13 protein-coding genes are annotated in these 15,734 nt (G+C 69.7%); 5 read left to right on the forward strand and 8 right to left on the reverse strand.

What is annotated here, in order from left to right:
• Positions 1 to 12: 12 nt before the first annotated feature.
• On the reverse strand, positions 13 to 1,215 hold the full coding sequence (locus NC595_RS02975) for a porin (RefSeq protein WP_253564785.1): 1,203 nt from the start codon (positions 1,213 to 1,215) through the stop codon (positions 13 to 15).
• 256 nt (positions 1,216 to 1,471) lie between these two features.
• Positions 1,472 to 2,992, reverse strand: a complete 1,521-nt coding sequence (gene adh, locus NC595_RS02980; protein ID WP_253564786.1) for an aldehyde dehydrogenase — start codon at positions 2,990 to 2,992, stop codon at positions 1,472 to 1,474.
• Between the two features lie 249 nt (positions 2,993 to 3,241).
• Here adh and NC595_RS02985 point away from each other — a divergent pair, with 249 nt between their 5' ends.
• Positions 3,242 to 5,152 carry a sigma-54-dependent Fis family transcriptional regulator gene (locus tag NC595_RS02985; protein ID WP_253564787.1) on the forward strand — a complete coding sequence of 637 codons (1,911 nt, stop codon included), beginning with the start codon at positions 3,242 to 3,244 and terminating at the stop codon, positions 5,150 to 5,152.
• A gap of 1 nt (position 5,153) precedes the next feature.
• On the opposite strand, the gene NC595_RS02990 is transcribed toward NC595_RS02985, so the two are convergent.
• On the reverse strand, positions 5,154 to 5,543 hold the full coding sequence (locus NC595_RS02990) for a peptidase C13 (RefSeq protein ID WP_253564788.1): 390 nt from the start codon (positions 5,541 to 5,543) through the stop codon (positions 5,154 to 5,156).
• Positions 5,544 to 5,629: 86 nt separating this feature from the next.
• On the opposite strand from NC595_RS02990, the gene NC595_RS02995 reads away from it, so the two are divergent.
• Positions 5,630 to 7,306, forward strand: coding sequence for an AMP-binding protein (locus tag NC595_RS02995; protein ID WP_253564789.1), 1,677 nt, complete (start codon positions 5,630 to 5,632; stop codon positions 7,304 to 7,306).
• Between the two features lie 16 nt (positions 7,307 to 7,322).
• On the opposite strand, the gene NC595_RS03000 is transcribed toward NC595_RS02995, so the two are convergent.
• On the reverse strand, positions 7,323 to 8,198 hold the full coding sequence (locus NC595_RS03000) for a pirin family protein (protein ID WP_253564790.1): 876 nt from the start codon (positions 8,196 to 8,198) through the stop codon (positions 7,323 to 7,325).
• A gap of 117 nt (positions 8,199 to 8,315) precedes the next feature.
• A complete protein-coding gene (locus tag NC595_RS03005) occupies positions 8,316 to 10,130 on the reverse strand; it encodes a sensor domain-containing phosphodiesterase (protein WP_253564791.1) in 1,815 nt (604 codons plus the stop codon).
• Between the two features lie 147 nt (positions 10,131 to 10,277).
• Here NC595_RS03005 and NC595_RS03010 point away from each other — a divergent pair, with 147 nt between their 5' ends.
• Positions 10,278 to 10,904 (forward strand): OmpW/AlkL family protein, encoded by a 627-nt coding sequence (locus tag NC595_RS03010; RefSeq protein WP_253564792.1) that lies wholly within the window; start codon positions 10,278 to 10,280, stop codon positions 10,902 to 10,904.
• A gap of 52 nt (positions 10,905 to 10,956) precedes the next feature.
• Here NC595_RS03010 and zapE read toward each other — a convergent pair whose 3' ends face one another.
• Both zapE and NC595_RS03020 read right to left on the reverse strand, forming a co-directional pair.
• Positions 10,957 to 12,072 (reverse strand): cell division protein ZapE, encoded by a 1,116-nt coding sequence (gene zapE, locus NC595_RS03015; RefSeq protein WP_253564793.1) that lies wholly within the window; start codon positions 12,070 to 12,072, stop codon positions 10,957 to 10,959.
• A 12-nt stretch (positions 12,073 to 12,084) separates the two neighbouring features.
• Entirely contained in the window at positions 12,085 to 12,771 is a 687-nt protein-coding gene (locus NC595_RS03020; protein WP_253565688.1) for an alpha/beta hydrolase, read from the reverse strand.
• 61 nt (positions 12,772 to 12,832) lie between these two features.
• On the opposite strand from NC595_RS03020, the gene NC595_RS03025 reads away from it, so the two are divergent.
• Positions 12,833 to 13,432, forward strand: coding sequence for an acyl carrier protein phosphodiesterase (locus NC595_RS03025; protein WP_253564794.1), 600 nt, complete (start codon positions 12,833 to 12,835; stop codon positions 13,430 to 13,432).
• Positions 13,433 to 13,483: 51 nt separating this feature from the next.
• On the opposite strand, the gene NC595_RS03030 is transcribed toward NC595_RS03025, so the two are convergent.
• A complete protein-coding gene (locus NC595_RS03030; protein ID WP_425493076.1) occupies positions 13,484 to 14,005 on the reverse strand; it encodes a c-type cytochrome in 522 nt (173 codons plus the stop codon).
• A 376-nt stretch (positions 14,006 to 14,381) separates the two neighbouring features.
• On the opposite strand from NC595_RS03030, the gene NC595_RS03035 reads away from it, so the two are divergent.
• Complete coding sequence (locus tag NC595_RS03035; protein WP_253564795.1) at positions 14,382 to 15,638, forward strand: efflux RND transporter periplasmic adaptor subunit; 1,257 nt, start codon at positions 14,382 to 14,384, stop codon at positions 15,636 to 15,638.
• Positions 15,639 to 15,734 lie beyond the last annotated feature (96 nt).

Genomic DNA, 15,734 nt, shown 5'->3' on the forward strand with positions numbered 1-15,734 from the left:
GGATGGTGCGGGTCAGAAAAAGACGATGCCGCCGACCGAGCCGCCATTGAGGCGGGCGGTATGGCCGGCGAAATCCTTCGATCGGGTCTGGCCGAGTTCGAAGGCCAGCGTCACGCTCTTGGTCAGCGCGTAGTACGCGCCGGCGGTGACGTTGCTGTTGGACTTGAAGTCGGCGGTGCTGGCGAGGTCGTCGCGGTTGCGGCTGAGGCCGTCGCTGAGGCCGAGCTTGAGCTTGTCGGTGACGGCATAGGTGGCCTGCACCAGGTAGTTCACGCCCTTGGCGTTGCCCTGGTCGCCGTCGGTGAGGATGCCGATGCCATGCCCGGCCTGGACGTTGCCGAGCAGGCTGAAGTCGCCGATGGCATAGGAGGCACCGATCTCCGCGGCCGTCATGGTGAACTGTGCCGGCATCGCGCCGGTACCGTCCTTGGCGTAGAAGCGCTGCGTCTTGCCGCCGATCCACGCCTTGAAGCCGCCGCTGGCATAGCCGAGCTGCAGCTGCACCTGCGGCGCCGAACGCGAGTCGTAGTTGCCGGTGTTGTCGACCGGGCTGAACACGCCGCCGGTGAAGGTGAAGCCGCTGGTGGTCGGCGAGGTGTAGACGATCTGGCCGTAGCTGCCCAGGTAGGTGTAGCCGGCGCCGATGTGGCCGAGCGTGACGCGGCCGCGCTGGGTGGCCTGGGTCGGTGCGCCGGCGCCCACCAGGGTCATGTCCGAGAGGATCGCGTTGGATCCGAACACGCCGTAGTCGCGGCCGAGCTTGACCGTGCCGAACTCCGGCGTGCCCAGGGTGAAGAATGCCTGGCGCACGTCCACGCCGCTGTTCGCGGACAGTGCGTCGCCGGTGGCGGTGTGCGCCATGATGCCGATCTGCGCGCCGACATCGATGCCCTCCTGCTGCGTGGTGAACTTGGTCACCAGTGCGTTCGGCAGCAGGCCGTTGCCGATCGTGGTGCGGTTCGGCTGGCCGCCGCAGCCCAGCGCGCGACCGGCCAGCGCGGTACCGCCGACGGCGTCGCCCGAGCAGCTCACGGTGGTGTAGTACGCGTTGACGTAGCCGCTGATGTCGACGGTCCAGCTGTCGCCCTTGAACTCGGTTGCACCGGCCGCCGCCGGTGCCGCGGCCAGGCCCAGCGCCAGCCAGGCGGCAAGCCGCCCGCGACGCGGCGCGGATCGACGCTGTCGGGCGTCGTGTTGCGGTGAACGTGCCTTCATTGCCCCTCTCCCCTCGGTTGGTCGGCGGCGCGGTCGTGGCCGTCCGCCGTGATGCGGAGCCGGCGGATGCCGTGCCCCGTGCTTGCCGCCGCATCGGCCAGGGACAGGGCGCACGCTCCGGGCACGCCCGCGCGAAGCGGGCATGGCGTGGCGAAAACCCTTTGGTGCAGTCCCCTCAGATGGCGGCCGCTCCCCAGCGACCACCGGACCGACAAGGCGGCTGGGGACGGCCGTTACGGCCGTCCCCGGTGCTGCGTCAGAAGAAGCCGAGCTTCTTCGGCGAGTAGCTCACCAGCATGTTCTTGGTCTGCTGGTAGTGGTCGAGCATCATCCGATGCGTCTCGCGACCGATGCCGGACTGCTTGTAGCCGCCGAACGCCGCGTGCGCGGGGTAGGCGTGGTAGCAGTTGGTCCACACGCGGCCGGCCTGGATCTCGCGGCCGAAGCGGTAGCAGCGATTGGCGTCGCGGCTCCATACGCCGGCGCCCAGCCCGTACAGCGTGTCGTTGGCGATCTCCAGCGCCTCGGCCTCGGTCTTGAACGTGGTCACCGACACCACCGGGCCGAAGATCTCCTCTTGGAACACGCGCATCTTGTTGTGGCCGTGGAACACGGTCGGCTGCACGTAGTAGCCGTCCTTCAACTCGCCGCCATGCTCGGCGCGCGCGCCGCCGGTGAGCACCTTGGCGCCTTCCTGCCGACCGATGTCGATGTAGGACAGGATCTTCTCCATCTGCTCGCCGGAGGCCTGCGCGCCGACCATCGTCGACGGGTCGAGCGGGTTGCCCAGCTTGATCGCCTGCACGCGCTTGACCGCGCGCTCCATGAAGCGGTCGAAGATCGACTCCTGCACCAGCGCACGGCTCGGGCAGGTGCACACCTCGCCCTGGTTGAGGGCGAACATGGTGAAGCCTTCCAGCGCCTTGTCGAAGAAGTCGTCGTCCTCGCGCGCCACGTCGTCGAAGAAAATGTTCGGCGACTTGCCGCCCAGCTCCAGCGTCACCGGGATCAGGTTCTGGCTGGCGTACTGCATGATCAGCCGGCCGGTGGTGGTCTCGCCGGTGAAGGCGATCTTGGCGATGCGCGGGTTGGAGGCCAGCGGCTTGCCCGCTTCCAGGCCGAAGCCGTTGACGATGTTGAGCACGCCAGCCGGCAGCAGGTCGCCGACCAGTTCGGCCCACACCAGGATGCTGGCCGGGGTCTGCTCGGCCGGCTTGAGCACCACGCAGTTGCCCGCGGCCAGCGCCGGGGCGAGTTTCCACGCGGCCATCAGCAGCGGGAAGTTCCACGGGATGATCTGGCCGACCACGCCCAGCGGTTCGTGGAAGTGGTAGGCGACGGTGTCGTGGTCGATCTCGCCGATGCTTCCTTCCTGCGCGCGGATGCAGCCGGCGAAGTAGCGGAAGTGGTCGATCGCCAGCGGCAGGTCGGCGGCCATCGTCTCGCGGATCGGCTTGCCGTTGTCCCAGGTCTCGGCGTGGGCGAGCAGGGCGAGGTTCTGCTCCATGCGGTCGGCGATGCGGTTGAGGATCAGCGCGCGCTCGGCCACAGGGGTACGGCCCCAGGCGGTCTTGGCCGCGTGCGCGGCATCGAGCGCGGCCTCGATGTCCGACGCGTCGGAGCGGGCGATCTCGCAGAACGCCTTGCCGGTGATCGGGGTGATGTTCTCGAAGTAGCGCCCGGCCTTCGGCGCCACCCACTGGCCGCCGATGAAGTTGTCGTAACGCTGCTTGAAGGGGACCTGCACGGCGAGGTGCTGTTGTTCGAGCTTGGTCATGGCGTGGCTCCGCGACTGGTGGAAGGTGGGTACAGCACAGCGAAAGCCGTGCCAGCCACCGGCCGCATGCGATCGATGTTGCGCCGTGCCAACCAGCCGGAAGGCGCGCACGCTCGCGAAAATTTCCCGGTCGCTGCATCGCAGCAGCGCCGTTCACCAAGGTCGCGTTGCGCTCCGCAAGAGCGTGTGCTTTGTATCGGAACACACCTCGCAACAGGTGTCGCAGATTGCGACACACCGGAGTGTTCCATGCGACACAACGTGATGTCCGAATCGATCGATACCGCCCGGCGCCGCTTCTTCGACGATGGCGCCGCTCCGCGCGGACTGGTCTCCGACACCATCCTCGCCTCGTGGCGCCGCTGCCTGGAGCAGGGGCTGGTGGCCAGTGCCAAGCCGAGCCTGATGCCGGTCGAGCGCCGTGCGCTGGGCGAGATGCAGGAGCGCCACGAGGCGCTGCGCCGGTTGTGCCGTCCCGAGCTGGAAGCGCTGTACGCCAGCGCCAACCAGGCCGGCTCGATCGTGGTGCTGACCGCGCCGGACGGCTTCATCCTGGATGCGCTGGGCGACCCGGATTTCCTAGACAAGGCCGCGCGCGTCTCGCTGCGCCCGGGCGTGCCGTGGAGCGAGCAGTCCACCGGCACCAACGCGATCGGCACCGCGCTGGTCGAGCGGCGTTCGGTCGAGGTGCGCGGTGCCGAGCACTACTACGCACCGCATCGTGTGCTGAGCTGCTCGGCCTCGCCGATCTTCGATCCGCAGGGTCGGGTGGTCGGTGTGCTCGACCTGTCCGGCCACGCCTCGGTACATCACCTGCACGCGCTGGGCATGGTGCAGCTGGCGGTGGAGCAGATCGAGCATCGTCTGTTCGAGTGCGCCTTCGACGGCGCCGACATCGTGCGCATCCAGCCGGATCCTGCACTGATCGGCACGGCGCGCGAGGGCATGCTGGTGTTCGAGGGGCATCGCCTCGCCGCGGCCAACCGCCACGCGCTGCGCCTGCTCGGACTGGACTGGAGCGAGCTGGGCAAGCGCCGCTACGACGAGCTGTTCGCCTCGGCCCTGCCGGTGCCAGGCAGCGTCGCCAGCATGCGTTGCCAGACCGGCGACATGGTGCACGCACGGCGTGACCCGCAGCGCTCGCGCATCGTCGTGCCGGGAACCGTGCGCTCTCCCCGCGAGTCCTCGCCGCCGAAGCAGGCGATCCGCCCGTTGCGCGCGCCCGCGACCGTGTTCGATACGCAGCTGGATGCCGCGATCGAACGCCAGGTGCGCCTGCTCGACGCCGACATCACCGTGCTGCTGCAGGGCGAGACCGGCACCGGCAAGGAAGTGGTGGCGCGCGAACTGCATCGCCGCAGCTCACGCGCCGACGCCCCTTTCGTGGCGGTGAACTGCGCCTCGCTGCCGGAGGCGCTGATCGAGTCGGAGCTGTTCGGGCATCTGCCCGGTGCGTTCACCGGCGCTCGCCGCGAGGGCGCGCCAGGCCTGCTGCGCGAGGCGCACGGCGGCGTGCTGTTCCTGGACGAGCTGGGCGACATGCCGCTGTCGCTGCAGAGCCGACTGCTGCGTGTGCTACAGGAGCGCGAGGTAACGCCACTTGGTGGCGGCCGCTCGCATGCCATCGACGTGCGGGTGATCGCCGCCACGCATCGCCAGCTGCAGCAGTCGGTGGACCGCGGCGAATTCCGCGCCGATCTGTACTTCCGCGTGGCGCAGTCGGTGCTGCACCTGCCGCCGCTGCGCGAGCATCCGGACGTGGCCGACACCGTACGCCGCCTGTGGGCCGCGCTGGGCGCCGAGCAGGTGCCGATGTGGCTGGCGCCGGAACTGGTGCGCGAGCTGGCCGCCCGGCGCTGGCCGGGCAACGTGCGCGAGCTGGTCGGCGTGCTGCGCAGCCTGATGGCGCTCGGCACGGTGGGTGCGACGCTGACGGTGGACGACCTGCCCGATGGCTGGCGCCGCCCGGCAGCCAGCGCATCCGCGTCACCTGCGCTCGCCGCCGGTCCGGTCGCCGGCAACCTGCACGATCTGGAGGCCCAGGCGATCGACCAGGTGCTCGCTGCCTGCCGCGGCAACATGGCCGCGGCGGCGCGCAAGCTCGGCATCAGCCGCAGCACGCTGTACCGGCGGCTGGAAGCGCGCCAGCGCGGCGAGTGAGTCAGTGGGTGATGCTGACGTCGATCTCGATCGGGTAGGGCTTCGGGTCCTTCGGCGGCGGCGGCAGCGTCCAGCCCGCGAACTGCCCGGCCAGGCAGGTGGCCAGCACCGTCGCCGGCTGCACGTCCACCCGGACTGGATGACCGTCGGCCTGGATGTCGGCGACCAGGGTGAATGGTGATTTGTCCACGTTGCGGTTGTGCGCGATGCAACCCTTCAGCACATCGGTCATCGGGTCGCCGATCTTGGCCCACAGCGCCTTCTGGTAGGGCGCGCCGGTGGCGGCCGCCTCGGCCAGCCGGCCCTGCACGATGCGGTCGTGGAAATCCTCGGCGGGGGCAGCGGCAGCCGCGGGGGCCATCAGCAACGCGAGGGCAAGCAGGTTTGGCATGATCGGTCCGTGGGTCGACTCGGCCGCCAGACGGTAGCACCGCCGTCGCTTCCGGTGCAGCGCCACGCCATCCGATGGAACCCGCCATGCAAGCCTCGCCCAGTCACATCGCCGGCCCCACCGACCTGCCCCTGCTGGAGGACACCGTCGGTGGCCTGCTGGCGCGTATCGCCACGCGATGGCCGGAGCGCCCGGCGCTGGTGGTGCGCAGCCAGCAGGTGCGGCTGGACTACCGTGACCTGCATGCCGAAGTGGAACGGGTCGCGGCCGCGTTGCTCGCGCTGGGCCTGGCACCGGGCGAGCGCATCGGCATCTGGGCGCCGAACCGGGCGGAATGGGTGGTCCTGCAGTTCGCCGCGCCGATGGCCGGGCTGGTGCTGGTGAACATCAATCCGGCGTACCGCGCGCACGAACTGGCCTACGCGCTCAACCATGTCGACTGCCGCGCGCTGGTGCTGCCGCGCCGGTTCAGGACCTCGCACTACCTCGACGTGCTGATCGAGCTCGCGCCCGAGCTGGGCGATGCGCCCGCCGGCCAGCTGCACGCGGAGCGGCTACCGGGACTGCGCGAGGTGATCGTGCTGGACGACGAGCCCGTCCCCGGCGCGCGTCGCTGGACCGATCTGGCCGCCGACGACGCGGCGATGGCCCCTCTGCGTACCGTACAGGCCACGTTGTCGGCGGACGACGCCGTGAACATCCAGTTCACCTCCGGCACCACCGGCGCACCGAAGGGCGCCACGCTGACCCACCGCAACATCGTCAACAACGGCTGGTTCGTCGGCGAGGCGATGCGGCTGACCGAGCAGGATCGGCTGTGCATCCCGGTGCCGTTCTACCACTGCTTCGGCATGGTGCTGGGCAACCTGGCCTGTGTCACCCACGGCGCCTGCATGGTGATTCCCGGCGAGGGTTTCGATGCGCTGGCCACGCTGGAAACGGTGGCAGAGGAACGCTGCACCGGCCTGCATGGCGTGCCGACCATGTTCATCGCCGAGCTGGCGCATCCGCGCTTCGCCGAGTTCGACCTGTCGACCTTGCGCACCGGCATCATGGCCGGCTCGCCGTGCCCGGTGGAGGTGATGCGCCAGGTGGTCGAGCGCATGCACATGGCCGAGGTGACCATCGCCTACGGGATGACCGAGACCAGCCCGGTGAGCTTCCAGACCGTGCCGGACGATCCGCTGGAGCGGCGCGTGGACAGCGTCGGGCGGATCCATCCGCACCTGGAGGTGAAGCTGGTCGACGAGGCCGGTGCGACCGTGCCGCGCGGTGAGCCGGGCGAGCTGTGCACGCGCGGCTACTCGGTGATGCGCGGCTACTGGAACGACGAGGCGAACACCCGCGAGGCGATCGACGCCGAAGGCTGGATGCACACCGGCGATCTCGCGACGATCGACGATGACGGCTACTGCCGCATCGTCGGCCGGCTCAAGGACATGATCATCCGTGGCGGCGAGAACATCTATCCGCGCGAGATCGAGGAATTCCTCTACACCCATCCCAAGGTGCTGGACGTGCAGGTGTTCGGCGTGCCCGACGCGAAGTTCGGCGAGCAGGCCTGTGCCTGGGTGAAGCTGCGTGAGGGCGAGCACGCCAGCGAGGCGGAGATCCAGGACTACTGCCGCCACCACCTGGCCTACTTCAAGGTGCCGCACTACGTGCGCTTCGTGGACGCGTTCCCGATGACGGTCACCGGCAAGGTGCAGAAGTACCTGATGCGCGAGGCGATGACCGCCGAGCTGGCGGCACGCGAAGTTTGAGCGGAGCGCCGGGGGATCAGAGCTGGCCGAGTCGTCCGGCCTCGTAGTCGCGCACCACGCGCATCACGTCCTGCCGGGTGTTCATCACGAACGGGCCGTGCTGCACCAGCGGCTCGTGGATCGCCATGCCGGCCACCACCACCAGGTGCGAGCGCGTGCCGACGCCAAGGATGCGCAGCACCACGTCGTCGCTGGTTGCCGTGGCGATCACTGCGGTAGTCGCCGGCAGTGCACGAGTCGCGGCGCCGTCGGCGGCGACCGCCAGTTCGCCCGAGACGGCATAGCACCAGGCGTTCCAGCCGGCCGGCAACTCCAGCGGGAAGCTCGCGCCGCCGTCGATGCGGCCGTCCAGGATCAGCATCGGCTGCGGCAGCACCAGCTCCAGCGGAGAGACCTGCTCGCCGAAGCGGCCCGCGAGCAGGCGCATGCGGGTGCCGGGCAGAACCAGTTGCGGCACATCGGCCGCGGCCAGATGGAAGCTGGCCGGCGCCTGCTGCTTGAGCGCCGCGGGCGAGTTCACCAGCAGCTGCAGGGCATCCAGTGAAAGTGTGTCGTCGCCGGCCGACGCGCGGCGCACCAGGCCCCGACCGGCGAAGGTCCAGTGCAGGTCGCCCGGGCGGATCGTCTGGTGTGCCCCGGTGCTGTCCTCGGTCTCGATCGCGCCCTGCGCGTGTTCGAACAGCAGTGTCGCCACCGACAACCCCGCGTGGGGGGCCGGCTGGCTGTCCGGACCGGCCGACTGCACGTGGTCGACCACCAGCAGCGGCGACATGTCGCGATCGAAGGCATCGTGACGGAACTGGCGCAGCCGTCCGCCGGCGCCGGCCGGGTGCACCCGCGGGCGCAGCGGGCGCGAGAACACCTGGTCGCGCGGGGGCGGAGTGTCTGACATGGGGGGGCGGGAGCGTAGGGGGAGGGCGGGCATGCCGCACTTTGACGGGATGGCGGCCTTCGGGCTGTGGCACCGGTCACGCTGGGCAAAGCGTCTCGCTGCCGATTGGGCGCCGATTCACCCGGCCGGGCGGCGAAAGCGGGCGACGTCGTGGCGCGCCAGCCAGTCCGGCAGCTCCGCCGCCGCCATCGGCCTGGCCAGGTGGTAACCCTGCACTTCGTCGCAGGCCATGCCCTGCACGGATGCGAAAATGCTGGCCGTCTCCACCCCCTCGACCACCACGCGGAAGCCCAGCTCACGCGCCAGCTCGGTCATCGAGCGCACGATCGCCCCGTCGTGCGGGCTCGCTTCCATCCCGCGGACGAACGACTGGTCGATCTTCAGGCTGGTCGCGGGCATCTCGCGCAGCGAGGTGAGGTTGCTGTAGCCGGTGCCGAAGTCGTCGATGGCGATGCCCACGCCCAGTGCGCGGATCGCCGCGAGGATCTCGCGGGTGGTGTCCGAATGTTCCAGCAGGGTGCCCTCGGTGACCTCCAGCTCCAGCGCCTCCAGCGCCACCGCATGGCGGCCGGCGGCTTCGCGCAGACGGTCGATCAGCTCGGTGCCCAGGTCGCTGCTGGAAACATTGATCGACAGCTTCAGGTCCAGTCCGGCGCGCTGCCACAGGCCGAGCTGGGCCACGCCGTGATCGAGCACCCATTCGGTGAGGCTGCGCATCAGGCCCGCCTGTTCGGCCAGCTCGATGAAGCGTCCCGGCGGGATCGTTCCCTGGGTCGGGTGCTGCCAGCGCGCCAGCGCCTCCACCGCGATGCAGCGGCCGCTGGCCAGGTCGACCCGCGGCTGGTAATGCAGGTCCAGCTCCGCCCGCTCGTTGAGCGCGGCGGCCAGCTCGGTGACGAGGAAGAATTCCTGCCGGTGGCGCTCGTCGTCGCTCGGTTCGTAGGTTGCCCAGCCGCGCACGCTCTCCTGCGCGGCATGCGAGGCACTCATCACCAGCCGCAGCGGATCGCCGCCCTCCAGCTGATGGATGTCCAGGCTGAGCAGGCCCACGCCCGGCTGGACGCACAGCGGAATGCCGAGGCAGTCGAACGGCTGGCGCAGGCGATGCACCAGCTCGTCCATCCGTGCGGCATCGAGGCCGTCCACCGAACCGGGAAGAATCGCTGCGAAACGGCTGGTACCCACCTGGTAGAGGTGGGTGTGTTCGGGCATCCACACCTGCACGCGAGCCGCCACGTCGCGCATCAGTTCGTCGGCGTAGGCATGACCCATGGCGCGGATGAAGGCGCTGAAACGGCTGACCGGTGCCACGTCGACCGCAATCAGCCAGGCCTGGTGCGCGCCGCCACGCTGGCGTGCCCGCAGATCCTCGAAGAAGGCATTGCGGTGCGGCAGTTGGGTCACCGGATCGATGCGGCCGACGTAGCTGCCCAGCACCAGGCCGGTGCCGGCGAGACGGGCCGCGTCGCGCAGGTCCGCGCACTCGCTCTCGTTGAGCCCGTCCCGCGGCGAGTAATCCATGACGCACAGCGCGCCCACGTGCTGGCCGCTGAGCGTGTATACCGGCTCGCTGGCGAAGAAGCGCATGCGCGTCGGGCCGATGTCGGTGAGCAGTGGCGCCCCGCCGAAGCGCGTGTCGGCCTCGGTGTCGGGCACGACCTGGGTCTGGCCCTGCCGGGTGGCTTCCAGATAGCGCGGATGCAGCGCATGCGGGGAGTCGGGCCGGTGCGCATCGGCGCTGAACCAGAATGCGCTGCCCGTGGAAAGCACCAGCGACACCAGCGGCACATGCAGCGAGTGCGCGGCCAGACGGGCCACCGCGTCGAAACCAGGCACCGCGAACCCTTCGCCGAACGCCTCGCGGGTGGCATCCGACGGAACGTCGAGCGCGCTTCCCGCCAGCCCCATGGATCCCGAATCGTGCACGGTCACTCGTCCATCCTCGCCTGCTCGCCCGCGGCCCCGTATGAGTTGAATTTAGCGCAGGTTCAGTCCTTTGGGCGGGGCGATCCGTAAGCAGGCCGCCGAATCGCAAGGAGATCCGGCGGTCCTTTCCCGCCCCTTCCTTGGAGAGTCCCCATGAAAGTCGCTTCCCCCGCAATCCTCGCCGGTGTCCTGCTGATGGCCGCCACCGGTGTGACCCAGGCGCAGCAGGCCCCGGGCGCAGGCTTCTATGGTGCGATCGGCTATCACTACGTCAACCCGAAAAGCGGCAACGGCACCCTGGCCGGAGTCTTCCGCAGCGACATCAACAGCGACTCCGAGCCGACCCTGACCGTGGGCTACAACTTCGACGCCAACTGGAGCGCCGAAGCCTGGCTGCCGCTGACCAGGTTCAAGCACGACGTCAGCCTCGACGGGGCGAAGTCGGCCAGCATCAAGCACATGCCGTACCTGTTCACGGCGCAGTACCACTTCCTGCCGGATAGCCCGGTGCGCCCATTCATCGGCGCCGGCTACGGCTTCGTCAACGTCAGCGGCGAGCGCACCACCGGCCCGATCGCCGGCACCACGCTCAACGTGAAGGGCGCGGACGGCTTCGTCGGGCAGTTCGGCGCGGACTGGTACGCCAGCGACAACGTGTTCGTGCGGGCAGACGCACGCTACTTCGACTGGAAGAGCAAGGTCGAGCTCAACGGTGCCGGCATCGGCGAAGTGAAGGTAAACCCCTGGATCTATGGCGTGAGCGTGGGCTACCGCTTCTGAGCCCGCCACGCAGGCGTTTCCTGCAGCGGCCGCCAGCATGGCGGCCGTCTTTTTATTCGGGGCGGTGCGGGGCGGCGAGATACTCCTCGCTCTGCATCTCGATCAGCCGCGACTCGGTGCGGCCGAACTCGGCGCGCAGACGCTCGCCGTCGTACAGCTCGGTGATCGGTGCGGCGGCCGACAGCACCAGCTTGACGCGGCGGTCGTAGAACTCGTCCACCAGCTGCACGAAGCGCTTGGCGGCGTCCTCGCTGTAGATGGTGAACTGCGGCACGTTGGACACCAGGATCGTGGCCGAAGACTTCGCCAGCGCGATGTAGTCGGCGACCGCGCGCGGCCCGTCGCACAGCGCGTCGAAGGCGAACCACAGCACGCCCTCGGCACGTCGGCGCACCGGGATCTCGCGGCCGTTGAGCACGATCGGGGTATCTTCCTCGGCGTCTTCCTGCGCCTGGCTGGCGAAGATGCGTGCCAGTGCACGTTCGGCCTCGGGGCCGGGCGGAGTGAGATACACCGCCGCCTGGGTCAGCGCGCGCAGTCGCCAGTCGTGCGGCGACACCATCTCGACCACGTGGCAGTGCTTCTCCAGCAGGGCGATCGCCGGCAGGAAGCGGGCACGTTGCAGGCCGTCGCGGTAGAGCTTCGCCGGCACCGTGTTGGAGGTGGTCACCAGCGTGACGCCGCGGGCGAACAGCGCGTCCAGCAGGTTGGCCAGGATCATCGCGTCGCCGATGTCGCTGACCAGGAATTCGTCCAGACACAGCACCCGGCAGCGTCTGGCGATGCGCGCGGCGACCTCGACCAGCGGGTCGGCCCGCTCGCCCAGCGCGCGCAGCTCCGCGTGCACCTCGCCCATGAAGCGGTGGAAGTGCCGCCGAAGCGCGGTCCCGGCCGGCAGGCTGGCCACGAACAGGTCCATCAGGAAGGTCTTGCCGCGACCCACGCTGCCCCACAGGTACAGGCCCGGCACCGGGGCGGCCGGATCGTTGCCGAGCAGCGTCTTCAGCCGACCGAACAAGCCCGGGGCTTCCGGCACGGCGCTCAGCGCGGTATGCATGCGGTCGAACTCGGGCAGCACGGCGAGCTGCGCCGGGTCGCTTTCCCAGCGGTGCGCGATCACGCCCTCGTGGTAGCGCGCGCTGGGCGCGCCGGCGATGGTCTCAGGCATCGGCGGTCGGACTCAGTGGCGTTCGGGCGGCAGCCAGCGGCGCGCGGCGGCCTTCACCGCACCGCGCAGGTCCATCAGGCGGCGGTGGAAGAAGTGGCCGGTCTCGGGCATGCGCACCAGCTCCGGCTTCACCTCGAGGCCGTCGATCCAGTCGAACACCGCCTGCGGGTCGACCACCTCGTCTTCCTCGCCCATCACCACCAGCCAGGGGCAGCGCGGGATCTCGAAGCCGTCGAACGGCCAGCGCCCGGCCGGCGGCGCGATGCTGATCAGCGCGTGGGCGCCCAGTCGCACCGCATTGCGGATGGTGACGTAGCTGCCGAACGAGAAGCCGGCCAGCCACAGGTCTTCGCCGGGGCGCACGCGGCGCACCCAGTCGACCACCGCGGCCAGGTCGTCGCCTTCGCCGTTGCCTTGGTCGTACTGGCCTTCCGAGGCGCCGGTGCCGCGGAAATTGAAGCGCACCGTGTCCAGGCCGGATTCGCGCAGCGCGCGCTCGACCATGGTCACCACCTTGTTGTGCATGGTGCCGCCCTGCACCGGATTGGGGTGGCAGATCACGGCAACGCCGCGGCGGGCACCCGGGCGCTCGGCCAGGTCGGTGATGGTTTCCAGCTCGCCGGCCGGGCCGGTGAGCATGAAGCTGGCGGCCTCGTCGGGGAACCGGGCCGGATCATGGGGCAGGGCGGCAATGTTCATCTGCAGCATGATAACCGCGCGGCTTGTCCCCCGTCCGCGGCGGCCGCATCTGGGTCAGGCGATGAACCATCTTGCCCACGCCCTGCTGGCCGGTAACGACGAGGCGCTGCGCCTGGGCGGCATGCTCGGCGACTTCGTGCGCGGCGCACCGGAGGCGGACTGGTCGGCCGGGGTCGCGGCCGGCATCCGCCTGCACCGGGCGATCGACGCCTACACCGATGCACACCCGCAGGTGCTGGCGGCCAAGGCGCGGCTGGAACCGCCGTTCCGGCGCTATGCGGGGATCCTGCTGGACGTGTGGTTCGATCATCTGCTGGCGCGCGATTTCGACCGATGGTCGTCGACGTCGCTGGATGCGTTCTCCGGTCACCTGCGCCAGTTGCTGGTCGATCACCGGGCGAGCCTGCCGCCCGGCCTGGCGCGCTTTCTCGCCTATATGCAGGTGAACGATCTGCCGGCCACCTACGCGCGGCCGGAGGTGGTCGGGCGGGCGTTGGCGGGGATCGGCCAGCGACTGCGCCGTGACAATCCGCTCGCCGACGCCCTGCCCGTGCTGCAGGCGAATGCTCCCGTGCTGGCCGGACATTTCGAGGCGTTCTTCCCTGACCTGCTGGATTTCGCGCGGGACTGGCAGGCGACCAGAGGCGTCGACGGCGCATAAAAAAACGCCGCCCGGTCGGGGCGGCGTTCTTCGATCGCGGAAGGGTGCGGCTTACTTGGCCTGGTCGGTGATCCAGGTCACTGCGGCCTTGACCTGCGCGTCGGTCAACGCCGGGTTGCCGCCCTTGGGCGGCATGAAGTTGCCGTCCGGGCCGTGGTAGCCCTCGGTCGCATGCTTGATCAGCGTGGCCATGCCCTGTGCCAGTCGCGGCGCCCAGGCGGCCTTGTCGCCAAGCTTGGGCGCACCGGCGACGCCGGCGGTGTGGCAGCTGTGGCAGAGGTTTCCGTAGATGGTCTTGCCGTCGGTGGTGCCACCGTAGGCCACCTGTGCGGCGGCCGCCTTGGCCGCGGCTTCCGCGGCGGCGGCGATCGCCGCACGGCCGGTGTTGCCCGAGTACACCGCGCCGACCGGCGCAATGCGCGCGGCAAGCTGCTTGGCGGCGACCGGGTTGGTTTCCTTCGGTTCGTGGTTGTAGATCGTCCAGCCCAGGGCGATTAGCAACACGGTCAGCACAGCCAGGCCTGCGATCAGCCAGGAGAACTGGCGCATGAAGCTCTGATCGGATTTGCTCAGGGAACCGCTCACGAACGTACTCCAGTCGATGGGAGGAGCCGCGGGGCCACCATGAATCCCCCGGCGCGACACCGCGGGTCCCCGTCGGACCCGGTTCGGTGGCAACCGCGGGAGTATAGACGAAGCCCCGGCCAACTTTCAGCGCGTCCGCATGGCGGCGGCGGGCGGCGCGCGGTATCTTGCGCCTGCTGCGGCGCGGCGTGGCACTCACCCCGCGAACCCTCCACCCTGCCATCGGTCATAGCTCGACCATGTCAACCGGCAGTGTCCGGTCTCGTTGCAGTGCACCTATCCTTTTCCCAGCCACAACCCAAGGCAGGGCGCGCTCCTTGCGCGCAGGGCCCCCAGCCTCGCCGTCTGAACCCGGGAGTTTCACATGTCGCGTTTTTGGAAGATCGCGCTGATCGTCGTTGCCGTGCTCGTGGTGGGCGCGGTCGGTCTTCGCCTCGTGCACAAGCCTGGCGCCGCGGGGCGCAGCCAAGCCGGCGCGCCGTCCGGCCAGCCGGGTGCGCCGGGCGAGGGCAAGGGCAAGGACGAGCCGGTGCCGGTGACGGTCGAGCCGGTCGCCGTGCAGAACGTGCCGGTCTACCTCACCGCGCTGGGCACGGTGCAGGCGCTCAACACAGTGACCGTCAGCCCGCAGGTCGGCGGCCTGCTGATGAAGCTGAATTTCACCGAGGGCCAGGAAGTGCACAAGGGCGAGGTGCTGGCCGAGATCGATCCGCGCTCGCTGCAGGCCACCTACGACCAGGCGGTGGCCCGCAAGGGACAGGATGCCGCGCAGCTCTCCACGGCGCGCAGCAACCTGGCGCGCAGCCTGGACCTGGCCAAGCAGGGCTACATCTCCAAGCAGGACATGGACACGCTGCGCAACACCGTCAGCCAGTACGAGGCCGCGGTGGCGGCGGACGAGGCCAGCATCAACGATGCCAAGGTGCAGCTGGGCTACACCAAGGTGATCGCGCCGATCACCGGCCTGGCCGGCATCCGCGGCGTGGACCCGGGCAACATCGTCACCACCAGCTCGAGCATCGTCACCTTGACCGAGGTGCACCCGATCAACGTGATCTTCCCGCTGCCGGAGCAGAACGTGGAGCTGGTGCGCAGTTCGCAGGCCCGCGGCGAGCCGCTGGAGGTGGCGGCGCTGGACAGCGCCGGCAGCAAGGTGATCGCCGGCAAGGGCGTGCTGAAGGTGATCAACAACCAGATCGACACCAGTACCGGCACCTTCAACCTGAAGGCCGAGTTCCCCAACGACGAGAACGCCCTGTTCCCGGGCCAGTTCGTCAACGTGCGGCTAAAGGTGAACACGGTGCAGGGCGGCCTGGTGATCCCGTCGCAGGCGGTGCAGCGCGGGCCGGACGGCGACTACGTGTACCTGCTGCAGCCGGACAGCACGGTGAAGATGCAGCCGGTGACCACCGGCCAGGAAGTGGGCGATACCCACGTGATGGTCACCCAGGGCCTGAAGGCCGCCGAGCAGGTGGTCACCGAGGGGCAGTTCCGCCTCAAGCCCGGCAGCAAGGTCAAGGCGCTCAAGCCGGGCGAGGTGCCCGCCGCGCCGACCGAGGCCGAGCTGAAGAAGGCGGCACAGGGCGCGAAGGAAGGTGGTCGCCGCGGTCACCGCGGCTGACGATGATCGATCGCCGTGGCCGGCGGAGCCGGCCCCGGCGTGCGGGTGTCCGGCACCCGCGCATCCACCGAGGGCGGGGCCGGGGCCCCGCCACTG

Origin of the sequence: Dyella lutea, assembly GCF_024158035.1 — a bacterium.
GTDB lineage: Bacteria > Pseudomonadota > Gammaproteobacteria > Xanthomonadales > Rhodanobacteraceae > Dyella_A > Dyella_A lutea.